The organism is Pseudomonas sp. KSR10 (assembly GCF_022355455.1).
Classification (GTDB): Bacteria; Pseudomonadota; Gammaproteobacteria; order Pseudomonadales; family Pseudomonadaceae; genus Stutzerimonas; species Stutzerimonas stutzeri_E.
Genome location: NZ_JAKOEN010000011.1, coordinates 51,582 through 67,984, shown reverse-complemented (window position 1 = coordinate 67,984; position 16,403 = coordinate 51,582). Strand labels below are relative to the sequence as shown.

Here is a 16,403-nt window from a genome sequence, read left to right as displayed (position 1 = left end):
ATAGTCGTGGCGCGGGCTCAACGGCCCGCCTGACGTTTCCGGCATCATAACGAGGTTCGAGAGGTTCGGCATGCCCCTATGGAAATTAGCCGCAACTGCCGTGGCACTGGTGCTGCTGGCCGGTTGTGGTCGCGATGATCCGCAAGCCGCGCTGAATATCGCCGCGCAGTCACTGCAGGACAGTATCGAGAACAAGGACGCCGGCGAACTGATCGCGCGGATTCATCCTGAGTTCAGCGCCAATCAGCACCTCGATCGAGACTGGGTGCGGCGCACGGCCGGCTTGATGTTCCTACGTCATGAAAATGTGCGGGTAATTGCGCTCAACCGCCATAGCTGGATCGACCCAAACTATTCGAACAAGGGCTACAGCGAGGCACAGGTGGCGCTAACCGGTGCCGAGCGCTGGCTTCCCCAACGCGTCGGTCACTATCAAGTCAGACTCGAGTGGTGGCGGGAGGACGGCGAGTGGCTGTTGGCACGGCTGCACTGGGAATAATGGCAACTCGCTTGCCAGAGCGAGAGCGGCGCCGCTCAGCGGGCCCGACGCCCAGGGGGTCAAGACTTGCCGCGCCAGATCAGCCCACTGACGTCGTAGCCGCGCCTACGGGCTTCATCGAGCAGCCTGTCGCGCATCGCCGAGTCGACTTCCGGCTCCCGTGACAGCAGCCAGAGGTAGTCGCGATCCGGACTCCCCACCAGCGCCACGCGATAGTCATCGTCGAGGTAAAGAATCCAGTAATCGCCCTTGGTTAGCCCCGGGAAGAGATTGCTGAACCAGTTGTCGAAACGAACCCAGAGCTTATCGGTGTGTCCTGGTTGCTGAGGTGCCGCCTCGCCCTGAGCCTGTTGCCATTCGCCATCAGCGGTTTCACAGCGGTTGGTCACCGCCACGCGGCCATCGTCCCGTAGCTCGTAATGGGCCTCGGACCGCACGCAGTTACGCTGGAAGAACATCGGCAGACGCGCCAGTTCATACCAGGTCCCCTGATAGCGCTGGAGGTCGACCTGCCCGGTCGTTTCGGGCGTTTCACGCGCATCCTGACGTACGCAGCCTATGATCGACAAGACACAGCACAGGGTCACGACGAGACGCATAGAGGGTCCTATTTCAGGCCTTGGCCGGAGAACATCATCACCTTGTCGCCGGCGAACTGAATACTGATGAAACTGTTCTTCTGGCCCCAGGTGCAACTGGACATGCCCAGCGCACCAGCGCATTCGCCCGGCTTACCCAACAACTCTTCGACCTCCGAGCGGGGCATGCCGGCTTTCAGCTTGGCGAAGTTCTCTTGAGTGATCGGGCTACAGGCAGCCACCAGCACAACGGCGACGATTAATGATAGATAACGCAACGACATGGCAGATTTCCTTGGGTCGGTCGGTGGCTGGCCCTGCTTGGCCACGCCGGTCAAATTAACGATTCGGAGCGGGTCGTAAGGCGGCGCGTGCATCGCCTAGAAGCGGGATCCAGGCTTGGTCAGGAATACCTGCTCGGCCTCGGTGGTTTCCCGGCCGAGCACTTCATTGCGATGGGGAAAGCGGCCGAATCTGGAAATCACATCGCGATGGCGCACTGCATAGTCGAGGAAATCGGCAAACAGCGCCTGGTCTTCGGTCCCGACGAGGCCGTGGAGCATCTGGAACTGCGCGACGGCCTGATCCTGTACCCGAAGATCCTCCGCATGCTCGAGCACCAAATAAATGAACACGCGCTGAATCGGGGCGAGCAGCACATCGCCGCCATGGGCCATGCCGTCGCGCACCAGCTGCAGGGCGCGCTCATCCCCGGCGAATGCCTGCGGTGTCCCGCGATAGATCATGCGGGGCAGTTGGTCGAGCAACAGCACCAGCGCCAACCAGCCATGGGGCGACTCAGCCCAGTCGGTCAGCTCGCCAGCCAGCGCCCGGTCGACCAACTCACCGAAGCGGGCTCGGGCTTCGGCGTCCTGCTCGGGCTTGTAGCCGAACCACAAGCCATTTTTTTGTTCAGAAATTTCACTGACGGTGACGCCCTCGCCGAACCACCAGTTCAGCAATTCCAGCCAGGGCATCCGCTGCATCGGTTAGCCCTGATGGTAGCCGGTGATGCGTTCGACTTCTTCCTTAGAACCCAGGAAGACCGGCACGCGCTGATGCAACGATTCGGGCTGGACATCGAGGATACGCTGAGTGCCTGTCGTTGCCGCGCCGCCGGCCTGCTCGATGATGAAGGACATCGGGTTGGCTTCGTACATCAATCGCAGCTTGCCGGCCTTGCCTGGCTCGCGTGCATCCTTGGGATACATGAACATGCCACCGCGGGTCAGGATGCGATGCACGTCAGCCACCATCGAAGCGATCCAGCGCATGTTGTAATTCTTGTTCAACGGGCCTTCGGCACCAGCCAGAAGTTCGCTGACGTAGCGCTGCACCGGTGCTTCCCAGTGGCGTTGGTTGGACATGTTGATCGCGAACTCGGCGGTGCTTTCCGGTACACGGATGTTTTCATGGGTGAGCACGAAGCTGCCCAGCTCGCGGTCCAGGGTGAAGCCCATCACGCCGTTGCCCAAGGTGAGCATCAGCATGGTCTGCGGACCATAGATGGCGTACCCCGCCGCGACCTGCTTGGTGCCCGGCTGAAGGAAGGCTTCTTCGCCCAGCGCATCGTTCTGGCTGAAGCATTCACCGGGGCAGCGCAGCACCGAGAAAATGGTGCCGACCGAGACGTTGACATCGATGTTGCTGGAACCGTCCAGTGGATCGAAGACCAGCAGATAAGCACCCTTCGGGTACTTGCCGGGAATCTGGTAGGCGTTGTCCATTTCCTCCGACGCCATGCCGGCCAGGTGGCCACCCCACTCGTTGGCTTCGAGCAAGATTTCGTTGGACAGCACGTCGAGCTTCTTCTGCACTTCGCCCTGAATGTTCTCGGTTTCGGTCGAACCGAGTACGCCGCCCAATGCGCCCTTGGAAACGGCGTGGCTGATTTCCTTGCACGCTCGGGCCACTACCTCGATAAGGAAACGCAGATCGGCAGGAGTATTGTTGCTGCGGGTCTGCTCGATCAGGTAGCGACTCAGGGTTACGCGTGACATGAAAATGACTCCGGAGGATGGAAAAACCCGCGCAGTTTAGCAGGCCAGGGGGAAACTAACCCTCCCTCAGACCCACCCAGGGGCGGCAGAGTTCAGCGCAGCGGCAAAGTGCCTGCAGCGTTCATCAAGCAGCCGCTCTGGCGGGCGCTTTGCTCCCCTGACGAGCCGGGCGCCTGCAGTGCGCGTAGGACTGCTGCAGACGATCGCCCCGCTTCGCTCAGAGCACCTTCCAAATTTCCTCGGCGTATTCGCGGATGGTCCGGTCGGACGAAAACCAGCCCGTGCGCGCCGTATTCAGCACAGCCGAACGCCACCAGCTATCAGCGTCGCGCCAGCGTGTTTCGACGTCCAACTGCGCCTTCCAGTAAGCCTCGAAATCGGCACAGACCATGAAGGTGTCATGCCATTTGAGGCCATCGATCAGCGCTGTGTAACGGGCCGGATCATCGGCTGAGAAGGCACCGTTGCGAATCGCCATCAGTACCTCATTGAGCCGCGGAGAGTCGATGATGATGGCTTCGGCGTTGTATTCGTTGGCTTGCTTGCGTGCCTCGACCTCCTCGGCGGTCATGCCGAAGATGAACATGTGCTCGGCACCGATCTGCTCGCACATCTCGACGTTGGCTCCATCGAGCGTGCCGATGGTCAGCGCGCCATTGAGGGCGAACTTCATGTTGCTGGTGCCCGAGGCCTCGAGTCCCGCAGTGGAAATCTGCTCGGACAGGTCGGCGGCGGGAATGATGCGCTCGGCCAGGCTGACGTTGTAGTTGGGTAGGAACACCACCTTGAGCAGGCCGCGCACTGTCGGGTCATCATTGATGGTCCGAGCAATGTCGTTGGTCAGTTTGATGATCAGCTTGGCCGTGTGGTAACTGGCGGCTGCCTTGCCGGCGAAGATCTTCACACGTGGCACCCAGCTGCCGCCCGGGTCGGAGCGAATTGCCTGATACAGCGCCACGGTATGCAGCAAATTGAGCAGCTGCCGCTTGTATTCGTGGATGCGTTTGACATGAACATCGAACAGCGCATTCGGATCGACACTGATACCCAGCCGCTCCTGAATCATCCGCGCCAGCAGCTGCTTGTTGCCAAGCCGCTGGGCAGCGAACCGCGCCCGGAAGTCCGGTTGGTCGGCGAAGGGCTCCAGTTTCCGCAACATTGTTTCTGGCGCGTCGAGCAGCTCCTCACCGATGTGGTCGACTAGCAACCGGGTCAGCTGCGGATTGGACTGGTAAAGCCAGCGACGGAAGGTGATCCCGTTGGTCTTGTTGCTGATGCGTTTCGGGTACAGCGAATGCAGATCGGTGAATACCGTCTCGCGCATCAGTCCGGTGTGCAGCGCCGAGACGCCGTTGATGCAATGCGAACCGAGGAATGCCAGGTTGCCCATGCGCACCCGCCGACCGTGCCCTTCCTCGATCAGCGATACCGAGCGCAGCAGGTCGAGGTCATGCACGCCCCGCTCCCGCAAGGCATCGAGATGCTGCGCATTGATCAGGTAGATGATCTGCATGTGACGCGGCAGCAGGCGCTCCATCAGCCCCACCGGCCAGGTTTCCAATGCCTCCGGCAGCAGGGTGTGGTTGGTATAGGACAGCGTACCGACGGTCAGCTCCCACGCCTTGCGCCAGGGTATGTCGTGCACGTCGACCAATAGCCGCATCAGCTCCGCCACGGCGATAGCGGGATGCGTGTCGTTGAGCTGGATGGCAGCGAATTCCGGCAGGTTCAGTAGCGTACCGCGTTGGTCCAGGTGACGCCGTATCAGGTCCTGCAACGAGGCAGCGACGAAGAAGTACTCCTGACGCAGGCGCAGCTCCTGACCGGCTTCGGTGCTGTCGGCGGGATACAGCACTCGCGAGATACTTTCGGCACGGGCTTCCTCGGCGACAGCCCCGATATGGTCACCGGCGTTGAAGCGCTCCAGATGGAAATCCGCCTCGGCGCGGGCCCGCCACAATCGCAGCGTATTGACGCTCGCCCCGCGCCAGCCGACTACCGGCGTGTCATAGGCGATGGCGCGCACGCCTTCGGCCCAGTGCCAGAAATGCTTGGGCTGGTCCGGCCCGGTAGCGTCGTGCGGCATGGCCGTGACACTGCCACCAAAGCCGATCAGATAGCTCACTTCGGGGCGTTCGAATTCCCAGGGGTTGCCGAAATTCAGCCAGGTTTCGGTCTGCTCGTGCTGCCAGCCGTCGACGATGGCCTGGCGGAACAGCCCATGATCGTAACGAATCCCATAACCATGCGCCGCGATGCCCAGCGTCGCCATGCTTTCCATGAAGCAGGCCGCCAGCCTCCCCAAACCGCCATTGCCCAACGCAGCATCCGGCTCAGCCAGGCGGATGCGCTCGAAATCCACATCCACGCCAGCCAGCGCCTCGCGAGCCACGTCCAGCAACCCGAGGTTGCTCAGGCTGTCAGTGAGCAGCCGGCCGATCAGAAATTCCAGCGAGAGGTAATACACCCGCTTCTTGCCTTCGCGATATCCCTGGCGCGTACGATCCATCCACTGATCGATCATACGGTCGCGAGTGGCGAGTGCGACTGCCTCGAACCAGTCATGGTTGGAGGCGTGTTCTGGATCCTTGCCGATCGAGTAGGTCAGCTTGCTGATGATCGCGTTGCGAAAGGTAGCTACGTCATCGGCATTGGGAGCAGTCGATTCTTGCGACATGGACAGACCTCGTGAAGCTGGGAATAGGGGATGAGGGTTCTTGGCGGCACCGACTCACCGCTACAAAGGGCAATACAGACAGGTTTGCAGGTTTCAACTGAACCTGCGCGACCGTCTGTCCGGCGTTCGACTCGTCGGAATCGCTGGAAATTCCACCGTGGGCCGTTATCATCGCGCGCCGCCATTACCGATACCGCCGCATTGAAGACCCGACTGATCGCTTCCGCCGACCCCGACCGCCTGGAAACCTGGGCCCGCTACAGCAACGGATTGTGCCGCGATTGCCAGGCCACGTGCTGCACGCTGCCGGTCGAGGTGCGCATCGATGACCTGATCCGCCTGGAATTGGTCGATGCCTTCGAGCGTGACGAGCCGCCGAAAAACGTCGCCAAGCGCCTGAGCAAAGCCGGCATCGTCGAGCACTTCAATCAGAAGCATGGCATTTTCACCCTGACGCGGCTGGCCAACGGTGATTGTCTCTACCTCGATCGCAAGACACGCTTGTGCACGGTCTATGCCAAGCGCCCGGACACCTGCCGCAACCATCCCAGGATCGGCCCGCGCCCCGGCTACTGCGCCTACCAGCAGAAAACCGCCGCTCGCTGAAGCAGGCTACCTACGCACCTCCTCCGACCGTCGAGTGGCGCCTGGAAACCGGGAAAAAAGCGCATGTGGAAACTGGCAATCTCGTGACTCAGCAGTCATGCTTGACGTCTGCCTGTATCTGCAAACGTTTAGGAATCCACCCGGCATGAGCCGCGATAGCCGCTACCTGGAAGCCATTCTGCATCACGACATCCCACTGACCCGGGCGATGGGCCTGCGTGTCGAGCAATGGGAAAATCACGAGCTGCGCCTGAAGGTCCCGCTGCAAGCGAACATCAACCACAAGAGCAGCATGTTCGGCGGCAGCCTGTATTGTGCGTCGGTGCTGGCTGGCTGGGGCTGGTTGCATCTGCGCCTGCGCGAGGCAGGGATCGAGGACGGCCACATCGTCATTCATGAGGGTCAGATCGACTATCCGCTCCCGGTTGTAGACGACGCCACCGCGATCTGCTCCGCACCGGACGACGAGGCCTGGAATCGCTTCGAAACCATCTATCGTCGACGTGGCCGCTCTCGTCTCACGCTGACCAGCCGGATCCTCGCCGCCGACGGCCGCGACGCCGTGCGTTTTACCGGCCAGTTCGTCCTGCACAAGTAGCACCCCCACCGCGATCCGCTCCAAATCGGTGCGCCGACTTTCCGTGCGGCGCACCGCCAGCGTGTCGAGCCAGACGGCACCGTCCACTCCGCAGCCCTTACGTACCGCGTCCCGCATCCTTCGCCTGTTTCAACTCGCCTCGACGGCCGTCGAGAGGCGCATGGCGGAGCGTTTCGATTTGGCTCACGTCGAGAGGCCTCCGCGCTAGCAACGCAGACATCGCGCGACTACCCTTGGCGGGCCAACAATAAAAACAGCGTCAAGGAAGCCGATACCATGGGCCATCTTCATAAATTCATGCTATTGCTCGCTGTTCTGCTCGCCGGAACGGGCGTTGCCTATGCTGAACTGCCAAGCAACTATAAAATCATCCTGCAGACCGATAACTTCCCGCCGTTCAACATGGGGCCGAACCACAAGAGTTTTGCCCGTGGCGACGAAGTCGAGGGCATCAGCACGGACACCGTGCGGGAAATCTTCAAGCGCGCCGGGATTGCCTACAGCCTGACGCTACGTTCGCCCTGGGACCGTATTTACACCCAGACCCTGAGCGACACCGGTCATGGGCTGTTCTCGGTTACCCGCACACCGCAGAACCAGTCGCAATTCAAATGGGTCGGACCGCTCGCCCGCTACGAGAGCGTTCTGCTCGCCGCGCCGGGTGCGGCGATATCGTTGACGGATCTGAGCCAGGCCAAGCACTACGAAATCGGCGCCGAGAAAAGCAGCGGCGTCAGCCAGCTGCTGACGAGCCAGGGTTTTCAGCCAATCGACAGCCTGAGCGAGGAAGAGAACCTGCGCAAATTGCTCAGCGGACGCATCGACCTCTGGGCGACAGCCGATCCGGTCTGGCGCTACCAAGCTAAACAGCACGGCGCGGAAGGCTTACAGCAGGTACTGAGTTTCCAACCGACCGATCTCTATCTGGCGCTGAACAAGGACACCCCGGACGAAGCGGTAAGTCGTCTGCAACAGGCGCTGAATGAGGTCATCAGCGAAGGATATGCCGGCTGCAGCAAGACGCCGGACCTCTGCTACCTGATCCGCGACCGCAAGGCGCCCTAAAGGCGCCTTGGGTCGAAAGTCGTCAAACGTAGCGTGACTTGGGCGTGGCCATCGGCAGCGGGCCATCGCCAATCAGGCGAAACTCACCGCGCGACGCATCGTAGGCACGAATCTCGCTGGTGCCGATGTTGTACACCCAGCCATGAATGAACAACTCACCACTGGCTAGTCGCGCCGCAACCGACGGATGAGTGCGCAGGTGATCGAGCTGAGCCAGTACGTTCTCCTCGATCAGCACCCCCAGGGTATTGTGGTCAGCGCAACCACAGTTGGCCTCCACCACCGTGCGAGCCACCTCGGCATGCCGCAGCCAGGTTCTTACGGTGGGCATTTTGTCCAGACTGGACGGGTTCAGCACCGCTTTCATTGCGCCACAGTCTGAGTGACCGCAGACGATGATGTGATGGACCCCGAGGGCCATCACGGCAAACTCAATGGCGGTCGATACGCCCCCGTTCATGACTCCGTAAGGCGGCACGATATTACCGACGTTGCGTGTAACGAACAGATCGCCTGGCGAGCTTTGAGTGATCAGTTCCGGCAGGACGCGCGAGTCGGCGCAGGTAATGAACATCGCACGCGGCGTCTGTTCGTTGGCCAGCTTGCTGAACAGCTCGCGCTGCTGCGGATAGATATCTTCGCGGAACTGCATGACCCCCGCGATCAGGTTATCGAGCGCCTCCTGCGCCGTTTCGGTCGTCTTGTCTTCGAGACTCATGGCAATCTCTCTTTATGGTTTGGTTGGATACGACGTTGCACGCTCAAGGCCAGACACCGCGAAGGTGTGACAGACCGTAACGAAAGCCGGGAAGCCATCTCCCGGCTCGATGGAACAGATATCGAGGCGCCTCAAAAGATAGACCAGCCGATGCGCTGCGATAGTTTCTCCAGTGCCGCCATTCCGATCAGCGAGTTGCCGGCCTGGTTCAGCTCCGGCGACCAGACGCAGACGGTGAAACGGCCCGGCACCACCGCGACAATTCCTCCACCGACACCGCTTTTACCAGGCAGGCCGACGCGGTAGGCGAAATTGCCAGCCTCGTCGTAAAGCCCGCTGGTAGCCATGATGGCGTTGACCTGTTTGACCTGCCGTGGGCTCAGCACTGGGGCGCCGCCCTCTGGGCAAGCGCCATCGCGGGCGAGGAAGGCGAACGCTCGCGCCAGGTCGACGCAGCTCATGCGCAACGCGCAATGATGAAAATAGCTGCGTAGCACCGCCTCGACATCGTTGTGGAAGTTGCCGAACGCCTGCATCAGGTAGGCCATCGCCGCGTTGCGTGCTCGGTGTTGATATTCCGAATCGGCGACTTTCGTATCGGAGATGATCAAGGGGTTTCCCGACAGATGCCGAACGAAATCACGCATGGATAGCGCCGGCACGGCGAAGCGTGACTGGTTGATATCGCAGATCACCAGCGCGCCGGCGTTGATGAAGGGGTTCCGGGGACGGCCACGCTCGAATTCCAGCTGCACCAGCGAGTTGAACGGCTGGCCGGACGGCTCGTGGCCCAGCCGCTCCCACAGCGACTCGCCACCATGCTGAATCGCCTGAACCAGGCTGAATACCTTGGAAATGCTCTGGATCGAAAACGGTGTCTTGGCATCCCCGGCATGGAAGAGCTCGCCGGACGCGCTGCAAACGGCGATACCCAATTGATTGGCCGGCACGTCCGCCAGTGCGGGAATATAGTCCGCTACCTTGCCCTGACCGAGCAGCGGACGGACTTCATCGAGGATTTCGCTCAACAGGCTTTGCATATAGGCCCTATGGGTGGAGAAAGTCGCGGCACGCCAGTGCATTGCCGCGCCGGCCAATTGCGCCGTAGGCTACAGACGCCAGGCAGACGGTGATCATCACAGTCCATCCCAGCCCCTGCCGTAGGCCTTCCAGTGTCCCGATCAACGCCAGACGGAACCCTCTCATGTCGTCTATCCAGATCCGCCCCGTAACGCCCGATGATCACGACGCCTGGCTGGCGCTCTGGCTGGGCTACCTGAGCTTCTACCAAACCGAGCTGCCCGCTGAGACCAGCGCCAACACCTGGCAACGCTTCCTCGACCCCACCGAACCCACCCACGCCGCACTGGCCTGGCAGGATGGAAAAGCGCTCGGTCTGGTGCAGTGGATCTTTCACCGCTCCAACTGGACGGTCGAAGACAGCTGTTATCTGCAAGATCTGTTCGTAAGCCCGGAACTGCGCGGCACTGGCGTCGGACGTCGATTGATCGAGCACGTCTACGCCGAGGCCCGCGCCGCTGGCAGCTCGAAAGTGCACTGGCTGACTCATGAGAGCAACCACACCGGGATGCAACTTTACGAGCGCATCGCCGAGCGTTCCGGCTTCCTGCAGTACCGTCATGCGCTTTGACCAAGGAAGCCAAACCAGCCTAGCCCTTCCAAACACACCTCCATAGCAAGGCCGGGGTCCAGCGCAGCAGCGCTACATCGACCCCGCGGCGGTTGAGACAACCGCTCGACCACGGTTTTGCGACTGCGCCGTTCAGCGCCACAGTTTCGCCATCATCCGTGCGCGGGGGTATAGTGCCGCCCGCTTTACAGGGCGCGGTATGTGCCCTGGGCATCACCACAAGGAACGAATCGATATGATGTTGAAACGAGCGGCGAGCCTGTTGGCACTTGCTATCTTCCTCAGCGGTTGCTCCACCGCGACCTATTTCAAGCTGCCGGAACACAGCCAGGTGTCCGTCTATGAGCGACCGCAGCAATACTCCCAGGGCCTGGTCAAGACCCGTCCGTTCTTCTGGACCGCCGCTGGCGGCATTCCCTACAAGCTCAGCAATGATCAAGGCGAACTGCTGCAGCAAGGCAAACTGCGTGCGCGCTTTCGCGTTGCGTCGATCTTCTGGCCACCCGGCGGCATCATCTATTGGCCGATGGGCTTCGGTCAGCGCTGCTATGACCTGACTGGCGCCGAACCGCTGACCTGCACCCAAGGCGATCTGATGGAACTGCGCAAGCAAACCCGCCTGAAGCGCTGAGTTGCCCTACACCGCGCTCTGCTTGATCAGAACAGCATCGACGATCCGGTGCATCGCCGGTTGCTCCCGGATCGCTCGATGATCAGCAGACCGCGAACAAAAAAGGGGAGCCTTGCGGCTCCCTAAGGGACATCTGTCAGGCCTCGATCTCTATCAGCAGATCGCCGGGGGTCACCCGGTCGCCCTTGGCCACGTGTACCGCCTTCACCGTGCCGGCGATGGGCGCCTGGATTTCGGTTTCCATCTTCATCGCCTCGCTGATCAGCACCGGTTGTCCGGCCCTGACCACGTCGCCTTCCTTGACCAGCACATCGACCACATTGCCCGGCATGCTGGTGCTCACGTCGCCCGGCGCGCTGGCTTGCTTGCGTTTGCTGCCGCCTTCGCCGACGAAGTTGTTCAGCGGTTCGAACACCACTTCCTCCGGCATGCCGTCGATGGACAGGAAGAAGTGCCGCTTGCCTTCACCTTTGACGCCGACACCGGTGATGTCGACCCGGTAGGTCTCGCCGTGCACGTCGATGACGAACTCGGTCGGTACACCCTCGCCACCGGCGGCACTCACGGCACTACCGTCTGGAATCGGCAGCAACACTTCCGGTTGCAGGGTGCCGGCCTCGCGCTCCTCGAGGAACTTGCGGCCGATGTCGGGGAACATGGCGTAGGTCAGCACGTCCTCTTCGCTGTGGGCCAGCGCACCGATCTCCTGGCGCAGCTTGTCCAGCTCAGGCTTGATCAGGTCGGCCGGACGTACTTCGATGATCTCCTCACCGCCGATGGCCTGGCGCTGCAGCTGGGCGTCGATGGTGCCCGGCGCCTTGCCGTAGCGACCTTGCAGGTAGAGCTTCACCTCGTTGGTAATGGTCTTGTAGCGCTCGCCGGCGAGCACGTTGAAGAACGCCTGGGTGCCGACGATCTGCGAAGTCGGGGTCACCAGCGGCGGGTAGCCCAGGTCCTTGCGCACGCGGGGGATTTCGGCGAGCACTTCGTCCATGCGGTTGAGCGCACCCTGCTCCTTGAGCTGGTTGGCCAGGTTGGAAATCATCCCACCGGGCACCTGGTTGACCTGCACCCGGGTATCGACACCGGTGAAATCGCTTTCGAACTGGTGGTACTTCTTGCGCACCGCATAGAAGTACAGGCCGATCTCCTGGATCAGTTCCAGGTTAAGGCCGGTGTCATAGGGCGTGCCGCGCAGGGCTGCGACCATCGACTCGGTGCCCGGGTGGCTGGTGCCCCAGGCGAAGCTGGAAATCGCCGTGTCGATGTGGTCGGCGCCGTTCTCGATGGCCTTGAGCTGGCACATGCTGGCGACACCGGCGGTGTCATGGGAGTGGATGAACACCGGCAGGTCGACCTCGGCCTTCAGCGCGCGCACCAGATCTCCGGTGGCGAACGGCGTCAGCAGGCCGGCCATGTCCTTGATGGCGATGGAGTCGACGCCCATGTCGCGCATCGCCCGACCCTGCTCGACGAACAACTCGACGGTGTGTACGGGGCTGGTGGTGTAGGCAATGGTGCCCTGGGCGTGCTTGCCAGTCTTCTTTACCGCACGAATCGCGGTTTCCAGGTTCCGTACATCGTTCATCGCATCGAAGATACGGAACACATCGATGCCGTTCTCCGCCGCCTTGGCACAGAAGGCCTCAACCACATCGTCGGCGTAGTGGCGGTAACCGAGCAGGTTCTGCCCGCGCAGCAGCATTTGCAGACGCGTGTTGGGCAGCGCCGCCTTGAGCTGGCGCAGGCGCTCCCACGGGTCCTCCTTGAGGAAGCGCACACAGGCGTCGAACGTCGCGCCGCCCCAGACTTCCAGCGACCAGTAGCCGACGCGGTCGAGCTTGTCGCAGATCGGCAGCATGTCTTCGGTGCGCATGCGGGTGGCGATCAGCGACTGGTGGGCGTCACGCAGGATGGTGTCGGTAACGGTGATTTTCTTCTGAGCAGTCATGGTTCGTTCCTCACAGGCCTGCGTGGGCGGCGATGGCGGCAGCGATGGCCAGGGCCAGTTCGCCCGGCTTGCGTTTGATCGAGTAGTTCAGCAATTCCGGATGGTTATCGACGAAGCTGGTGTTGAACTGCCCGCTGCGGAAATCCGGGTTTTCCAGAATTTTCTGGTAGTAGCTGGCGGTGGTCTTCACGCCCTGTACACGCATGTCATCCAGCGCACGCGAGCCGCGCGCCAGCGCCTCTTCCCAGGTCAGCGCCCAGACGATCAGCTTCAGACACATGGAGTCGTAATACGGCGGAATGGTGTAGCCGGTGTAAATCGCCGTGTCGGTGCGCACGCCTGGCCCGCCGGGAGCGTAGTAGCGAGTGATCTTGCCGAAGCAGGGCAGGAAGTTGTTGCGCGGCTCCTCGGCGTTGATGCGGAACTGCAGGGCGAAGCCGCGATACTGGATGTCTTCCTGCTTGACCGAAAGCGGCAGGCCGGAGGCGATGCGGATCTGCTCACGGACGATGTCGATGCCGGTGATTTCCTCGGTGATGGTGTGCTCCACCTGCACCCGGGTGTTCATCTCCATGAAATACACCTCGCCGTCGGCGAGCAGGAACTCCACGGTGCCGGCGTTCTCATAGCCCACCGCCTTGGCCGCGCGCACCGCCAGGTCGCCGATATAGGCACGCTGTTCGGGCGTGAGCTGTGGGCTCGGTGCGATCTCGATAAGCTTCTGGTTACGTCGCTGGATCGAGCAGTCGCGCTCGAACAGGTGCACGGTATTGCCGAACGAATCAGCCAGCACCTGAGCCTCGATGTGTTTGGGCTCAACGATGCACTTTTCCAGGAACACGTCCGCCGAACCGAACGCTTTGGTCGCCTCGGAGATCACCCGTGGGTAGGCCTGCTCAAGCTCCTCGCGCGAATTGCAGCGACGGATACCGCGACCGCCGCCACCGGAGGTGGCTTTGAGCATGACCGGATAGCCGATGCGTTCGGCCTCGCTCAGTGCCTCACGGACATCCGCCACGTTACCTTCGGTGCCCGGGGTGACCGGCACGCCGGCCTTGATCATGCTTCGGCGCGCCTCGGTCTTGTCGCCCATACGGCGAATCACTTCGGCGCTGGGGCCGACGAAGCGGATGCCGCGCTCGGCGCAGATTTCCGCCAGCTCAGCGTTTTCCGACAGAAAACCATAGCCCGGATGCAAGGCGTCGCAGCCGGTTTCCACAGCCAGGTTGACCAGCTTGCGCGGGTTCAGGTAACCCGCCAGCGGATCTTCGCCAATGAAATAGGCCTCGTCGGCACGTTTGACGTGCAACGCGTGGCGATCGGGTTCGGCAAACACCGCCACCGAGCGCACTCCCATTTCTGCGCAAGCCCGCACGATGCGGACGGCAATTTCCCCGCGGTTGGCGATCAGCAGCTTCTTGATCACGCTTCGTCCCTCGGATCAGTGAGCAGGCGGTCCCGTGTCGGACCGTGTGATTACGCCGCTTCAGGCGATGTGTTTTACCCTACCCTTTGCGCAGCAATTACCGAAAATGAATAATTGTTTGGTCAGGCATAAGCTTTGACTTATACAACTGTGCCGAACGTCCTTCATTCGCAACCGATATCCGCAGACGAGAACCGCTAGAGGCCCCATGAGAAAGTCACTGATGCGCATGACCCTGCGCCAGCTACGCGTGTTCCGAGCGGTGTGCGACAACCACTCCTACAGCCGTGCAGCCGAGCAGATGGCCCTGACCCAGCCAGCCGTCAGCCTGCAGATTCGCCAGCTGGAAGAACTGCTGGGCCAACCGCTCTTCGAGTATTCGGGCAAGAAGCTCTATCTGACCGAGGCCGCCGAAGCGCTCAGGCGCACCAGCGAAGATATATTCGGCAGGTTGGAAAGCCTCGACATGCAGCTGTCGACGTTACAGGGCTCATTGCAGGGCCAGCTGAAACTGGCGGTGGAATCGAGCGCCATGTACTTCGCACCTCACCTGTTCGCCTCGTTTCGTCAATTGCACCCTGAGGTCAGCCTGCAGTTGGTGGTGGTCAACCACGCCGAGGCGATTCATCGATTGAGCGCCAACCGCGACGACCTGCTGCTCATCTCCCAGGTGCCGGCGGATATGGATCTCGAATTCCTGCCCTTCCTGGACAACGCCATCATTGCCGTCGCGCCAGCAGGCCATCCGCTGTGCAGCAAAGCGGCGCTGACATTGCAGGACCTTACCGTTTGGCCATTGCTGATCCGTGAGTCCGGCTCCGGCACCCGCCGAGCCACCGAGCGTTATTGCGACCAGAAACGCGCTCATTTCGCCCAGACCATGGAGCTCGGCTCACTGGAGGCGCAGCGTGAAGCCGTACTAGCCGGGCTCGGCTTGGCGCTGCTGCCAAGACATGCGGTACTCCGTGAACTGAAGGCCGGCGTGCTCTGCGAGCTACCCGTCGAAGAGTTGCCGTTGATGCGCAGCTGGTGCCTGGTGCACCCGCGCGGAAAATATCTGTCACCCGTGGCGCAAACCTTCTTCGCCTTCGCTCGTACCGAACGGCAGCGGATCAACGCACTGGAACGTCAGTTCAGCGCAGGCAACCCATAATGCATTCGAGAGGCCGCTGGCGGCGCCCGGCCCTTTATCGGAAAACGTGAAGCGGATTTGCGTATACGATATTCTCCGCTCATCCCCCGTCATCCAGAGTTCATTGCTGTGCCGCTCAATTCCTTCAACGCACCGAACCTCGGTATCGTCCCCTCGGCTTCCGAAGTGATTGCCAAGCACCTGCGCGAGGCGATTATCAGCGGCCAGTTCGCCGAGGGCGAGCCGGTGCGTCAGGATGATGTGGCGCGCCTGTTCAATGTCAGCAAGATCCCGGTGCGCGAAGCGCTCAAACGTCTGGAAGCCGAAGGGTTGGTGTCGTTCCAGCGCAACAAGGGCGCGGTCGTGACCGTGCTCACCGAGCCGGAACTCGCGCAGATATTCGAAGTGCGAGTGCTGATGGAGACCCAGATCATCCGCCTCGCCGTGCCGAACATGAACGACGCCACCTTTGCCGAAGCCGAGTCGATCTGTGCCGAATTCGTGCATGAAGACAACGCCGCGCGCTGGGCCGAATTGAATTGGGCCTTTCATGCCTGCCTCTACGGGCCGGCGCAGCGCCCGTTCATGATGCAGTTGATCCGCTCCATCCATGACAAGGTCGAGCGCTACCTGCGGGTACAGATGAGCATTCATGAAGGCAAACACGGCGCCGACCTGGAACATCGCGAAATCCTCCGTGCCTGTCGCAGCGGTGATGTAGACCTGTGTGCGGAACTGATCGAACGTCACATCATCGGTGTGTGTCGGGCGTTGTTCGAGCATCTGCCTCATGGCCACCGCTGGACCGGTATCGAAACACCCGTCTGGCCTGTGCCGATTTCGTCACCCACGCAGGCGAAAACGTTCAAGC

General features: G+C 61.4%; 16 protein-coding genes and 1 pseudogene. 8 read left to right on the top strand and 9 right to left on the bottom strand.

What is annotated here, in order from left to right; genetic code table 11:
* Nucleotides 1–70 precede the first annotated feature (70 nt).
* Nucleotides 71–499 carry a hypothetical protein gene (locus tag MCB86_RS04110; RefSeq protein ID WP_045160217.1) on the top strand — a complete coding sequence of 143 codons (429 nt, stop codon included), beginning with the start codon at nt 71–73 and terminating at the stop codon, nt 497–499.
* A gap of 59 nt (nt 500–558) precedes the next feature.
* On the opposite strand, the gene MCB86_RS04105 is transcribed toward MCB86_RS04110, so the two are convergent.
* The 5 genes from MCB86_RS04105 to MCB86_RS04085 all read right to left on the bottom strand — a co-directional run bounded on the left by MCB86_RS04105 (nt 559) and on the right by MCB86_RS04085 (nt 5,754).
* Nucleotides 559–1,098: a lipocalin family protein gene (locus MCB86_RS04105; RefSeq protein ID WP_045160216.1), complete on the bottom strand. Its 540-nt coding sequence runs from the start codon at nt 1,096–1,098 to the stop codon at nt 559–561.
* Between the two features lie 8 nt (nt 1,099–1,106).
* Nucleotides 1,107–1,361, bottom strand: a complete 255-nt coding sequence (locus MCB86_RS04100) for a lipoprotein (RefSeq protein ID WP_045160215.1) — start codon at nt 1,359–1,361, stop codon at nt 1,107–1,109.
* A 96-nt stretch (nt 1,362–1,457) separates the two neighbouring features.
* Entirely contained in the window at nt 1,458–2,063 is a 606-nt protein-coding gene (locus tag MCB86_RS04095) for a DUF924 family protein (RefSeq protein ID WP_045160214.1), read from the bottom strand.
* 3 nt (nt 2,064–2,066) lie between these two features.
* Nucleotides 2,067–3,077, bottom strand: a complete 1,011-nt coding sequence (locus MCB86_RS04090) for a class 1 fructose-bisphosphatase (protein WP_045160213.1) — start codon at nt 3,075–3,077, stop codon at nt 2,067–2,069.
* A gap of 217 nt (nt 3,078–3,294) precedes the next feature.
* Nucleotides 3,295–5,754, bottom strand: coding sequence for a glycogen/starch/alpha-glucan phosphorylase (locus MCB86_RS04085; protein ID WP_045160212.1), 2,460 nt, complete (start codon nt 5,752–5,754; stop codon nt 3,295–3,297).
* 201 nt (nt 5,755–5,955) lie between these two features.
* Here MCB86_RS04085 and MCB86_RS04080 point away from each other — a divergent pair, with 201 nt between their 5' ends.
* The 3 genes from MCB86_RS04080 (at nt 5,956) to MCB86_RS04070 (ending at nt 8,023) form a co-directional block, all read left to right on the top strand.
* Nucleotides 5,956–6,360, top strand: a complete 405-nt coding sequence (locus tag MCB86_RS04080) for a YkgJ family cysteine cluster protein (RefSeq protein ID WP_239609940.1) — start codon at nt 5,956–5,958, stop codon at nt 6,358–6,360.
* A 145-nt stretch (nt 6,361–6,505) separates the two neighbouring features.
* Entirely contained in the window at nt 6,506–6,958 is a 453-nt protein-coding gene (locus MCB86_RS04075; protein WP_045160208.1) for a thioesterase domain-containing protein, read from the top strand.
* 297 nt (nt 6,959–7,255) lie between these two features.
* Nucleotides 7,256–8,023: an ABC transporter substrate-binding protein gene (locus MCB86_RS04070; RefSeq protein WP_239610267.1), complete on the top strand. Its 768-nt coding sequence runs from the start codon at nt 7,256–7,258 to the stop codon at nt 8,021–8,023.
* 22 nt (nt 8,024–8,045) lie between these two features.
* Here MCB86_RS04070 and MCB86_RS04065 read toward each other — a convergent pair whose 3' ends face one another.
* Nucleotides 8,046–8,741 (bottom strand): carbonic anhydrase, encoded by a 696-nt coding sequence (locus MCB86_RS04065; protein ID WP_045160206.1) that lies wholly within the window; start codon nt 8,739–8,741, stop codon nt 8,046–8,048.
* 131 nt (nt 8,742–8,872) lie between these two features.
* A complete protein-coding gene (gene glsB / locus MCB86_RS04060) occupies nt 8,873–9,781 on the bottom strand; it encodes a glutaminase B (RefSeq protein WP_045160205.1) in 909 nt (302 codons plus the stop codon).
* Between the two features lie 164 nt (nt 9,782–9,945).
* Here glsB and MCB86_RS04055 point away from each other — a divergent pair, with 164 nt between their 5' ends.
* Nucleotides 9,946–10,392 carry a GNAT family N-acetyltransferase gene (locus MCB86_RS04055; protein ID WP_045160203.1) on the top strand — a complete coding sequence of 149 codons (447 nt, stop codon included), beginning with the start codon at nt 9,946–9,948 and terminating at the stop codon, nt 10,390–10,392.
* Nucleotides 10,393–10,627: 235 nt separating this feature from the next.
* Entirely contained in the window at nt 10,628–11,023 is a 396-nt protein-coding gene (locus MCB86_RS04050) for a hypothetical protein (RefSeq protein WP_045160202.1), read from the top strand.
* Between the two features lie 136 nt (nt 11,024–11,159).
* Here the strand turns inward: MCB86_RS04050 and oadA are convergent, their stop codons facing one another.
* A complete protein-coding gene (gene oadA / locus MCB86_RS04045) occupies nt 11,160–12,974 on the bottom strand; it encodes a sodium-extruding oxaloacetate decarboxylase subunit alpha (RefSeq protein WP_239609937.1) in 1,815 nt (604 codons plus the stop codon).
* 10 nt (nt 12,975–12,984) lie between these two features.
* Nucleotides 12,985–14,400: an acetyl-CoA carboxylase biotin carboxylase subunit gene (locus tag MCB86_RS04040; protein ID WP_045160200.1), complete on the bottom strand. Its 1,416-nt coding sequence runs from the start codon at nt 14,398–14,400 to the stop codon at nt 12,985–12,987.
* 208 nt (nt 14,401–14,608) lie between these two features.
* Here MCB86_RS04040 and MCB86_RS04035 point away from each other — a divergent pair, with 208 nt between their 5' ends.
* Nucleotides 14,609–15,553, top strand: coding sequence for a LysR family transcriptional regulator (locus tag MCB86_RS04035; RefSeq protein WP_045160198.1), 945 nt, complete (start codon nt 14,609–14,611; stop codon nt 15,551–15,553).
* A 108-nt stretch (nt 15,554–15,661) separates the two neighbouring features.
* Nucleotides 15,662–16,324, top strand: a pseudogene (locus MCB86_RS04030) (GntR family transcriptional regulator); the annotation flags it as partial.
* Nucleotides 16,325–16,403 lie beyond the last annotated feature (79 nt).

Excerpts from the sequence above, each read along its gene's own strand:
- MCB86_RS04110 (WP_045160217.1), top strand. The coding sequence starts at position 71 with ATGCCCCTATGGAAATTAGCCGCAACTGCCGTGGCACTGGTGCTGCTG.
- MCB86_RS04105 (WP_045160216.1), bottom strand. The coding sequence starts at position 1,098 with ATGCGTCTCGTCGTGACCCTGTGCTGTGTCTTGTCGATCATAGGCTGC.
- MCB86_RS04100 (WP_045160215.1), bottom strand. The coding sequence starts at position 1,361 with ATGTCGTTGCGTTATCTATCATTAATCGTCGCCGTTGTGCTGGTGGCT.
- MCB86_RS04095 (WP_045160214.1), bottom strand. The coding sequence starts at position 2,063 with ATGCAGCGGATGCCCTGGCTGGAATTGCTGAACTGGTGGTTCGGCGAG.
- MCB86_RS04090 (WP_045160213.1), bottom strand. The coding sequence starts at position 3,077 with ATGTCACGCGTAACCCTGAGTCGCTACCTGATCGAGCAGACCCGCAGC.
- MCB86_RS04085 (WP_045160212.1), bottom strand. The coding sequence starts at position 5,754 with ATGTCGCAAGAATCGACTGCTCCCAATGCCGATGACGTAGCTACCTTT.
- MCB86_RS04075 (WP_045160208.1), top strand. The coding sequence starts at position 6,506 with ATGAGCCGCGATAGCCGCTACCTGGAAGCCATTCTGCATCACGACATC.
- MCB86_RS04070 (WP_239610267.1), top strand. The coding sequence starts at position 7,256 with ATGCTATTGCTCGCTGTTCTGCTCGCCGGAACGGGCGTTGCCTATGCT.
- MCB86_RS04065 (WP_045160206.1), bottom strand. The coding sequence starts at position 8,741 with ATGAGTCTCGAAGACAAGACGACCGAAACGGCGCAGGAGGCGCTCGAT.
- glsB (WP_045160205.1), bottom strand. The coding sequence starts at position 9,781 with ATGCAAAGCCTGTTGAGCGAAATCCTCGATGAAGTCCGTCCGCTGCTC.
- MCB86_RS04055 (WP_045160203.1), top strand. The coding sequence starts at position 9,946 with ATGTCGTCTATCCAGATCCGCCCCGTAACGCCCGATGATCACGACGCC.
- MCB86_RS04050 (WP_045160202.1), top strand. The coding sequence starts at position 10,628 with ATGATGTTGAAACGAGCGGCGAGCCTGTTGGCACTTGCTATCTTCCTC.
- oadA (WP_239609937.1), bottom strand. The coding sequence starts at position 12,974 with ATGACTGCTCAGAAGAAAATCACCGTTACCGACACCATCCTGCGTGAC.
- MCB86_RS04035 (WP_045160198.1), top strand. The coding sequence starts at position 14,609 with ATGAGAAAGTCACTGATGCGCATGACCCTGCGCCAGCTACGCGTGTTC.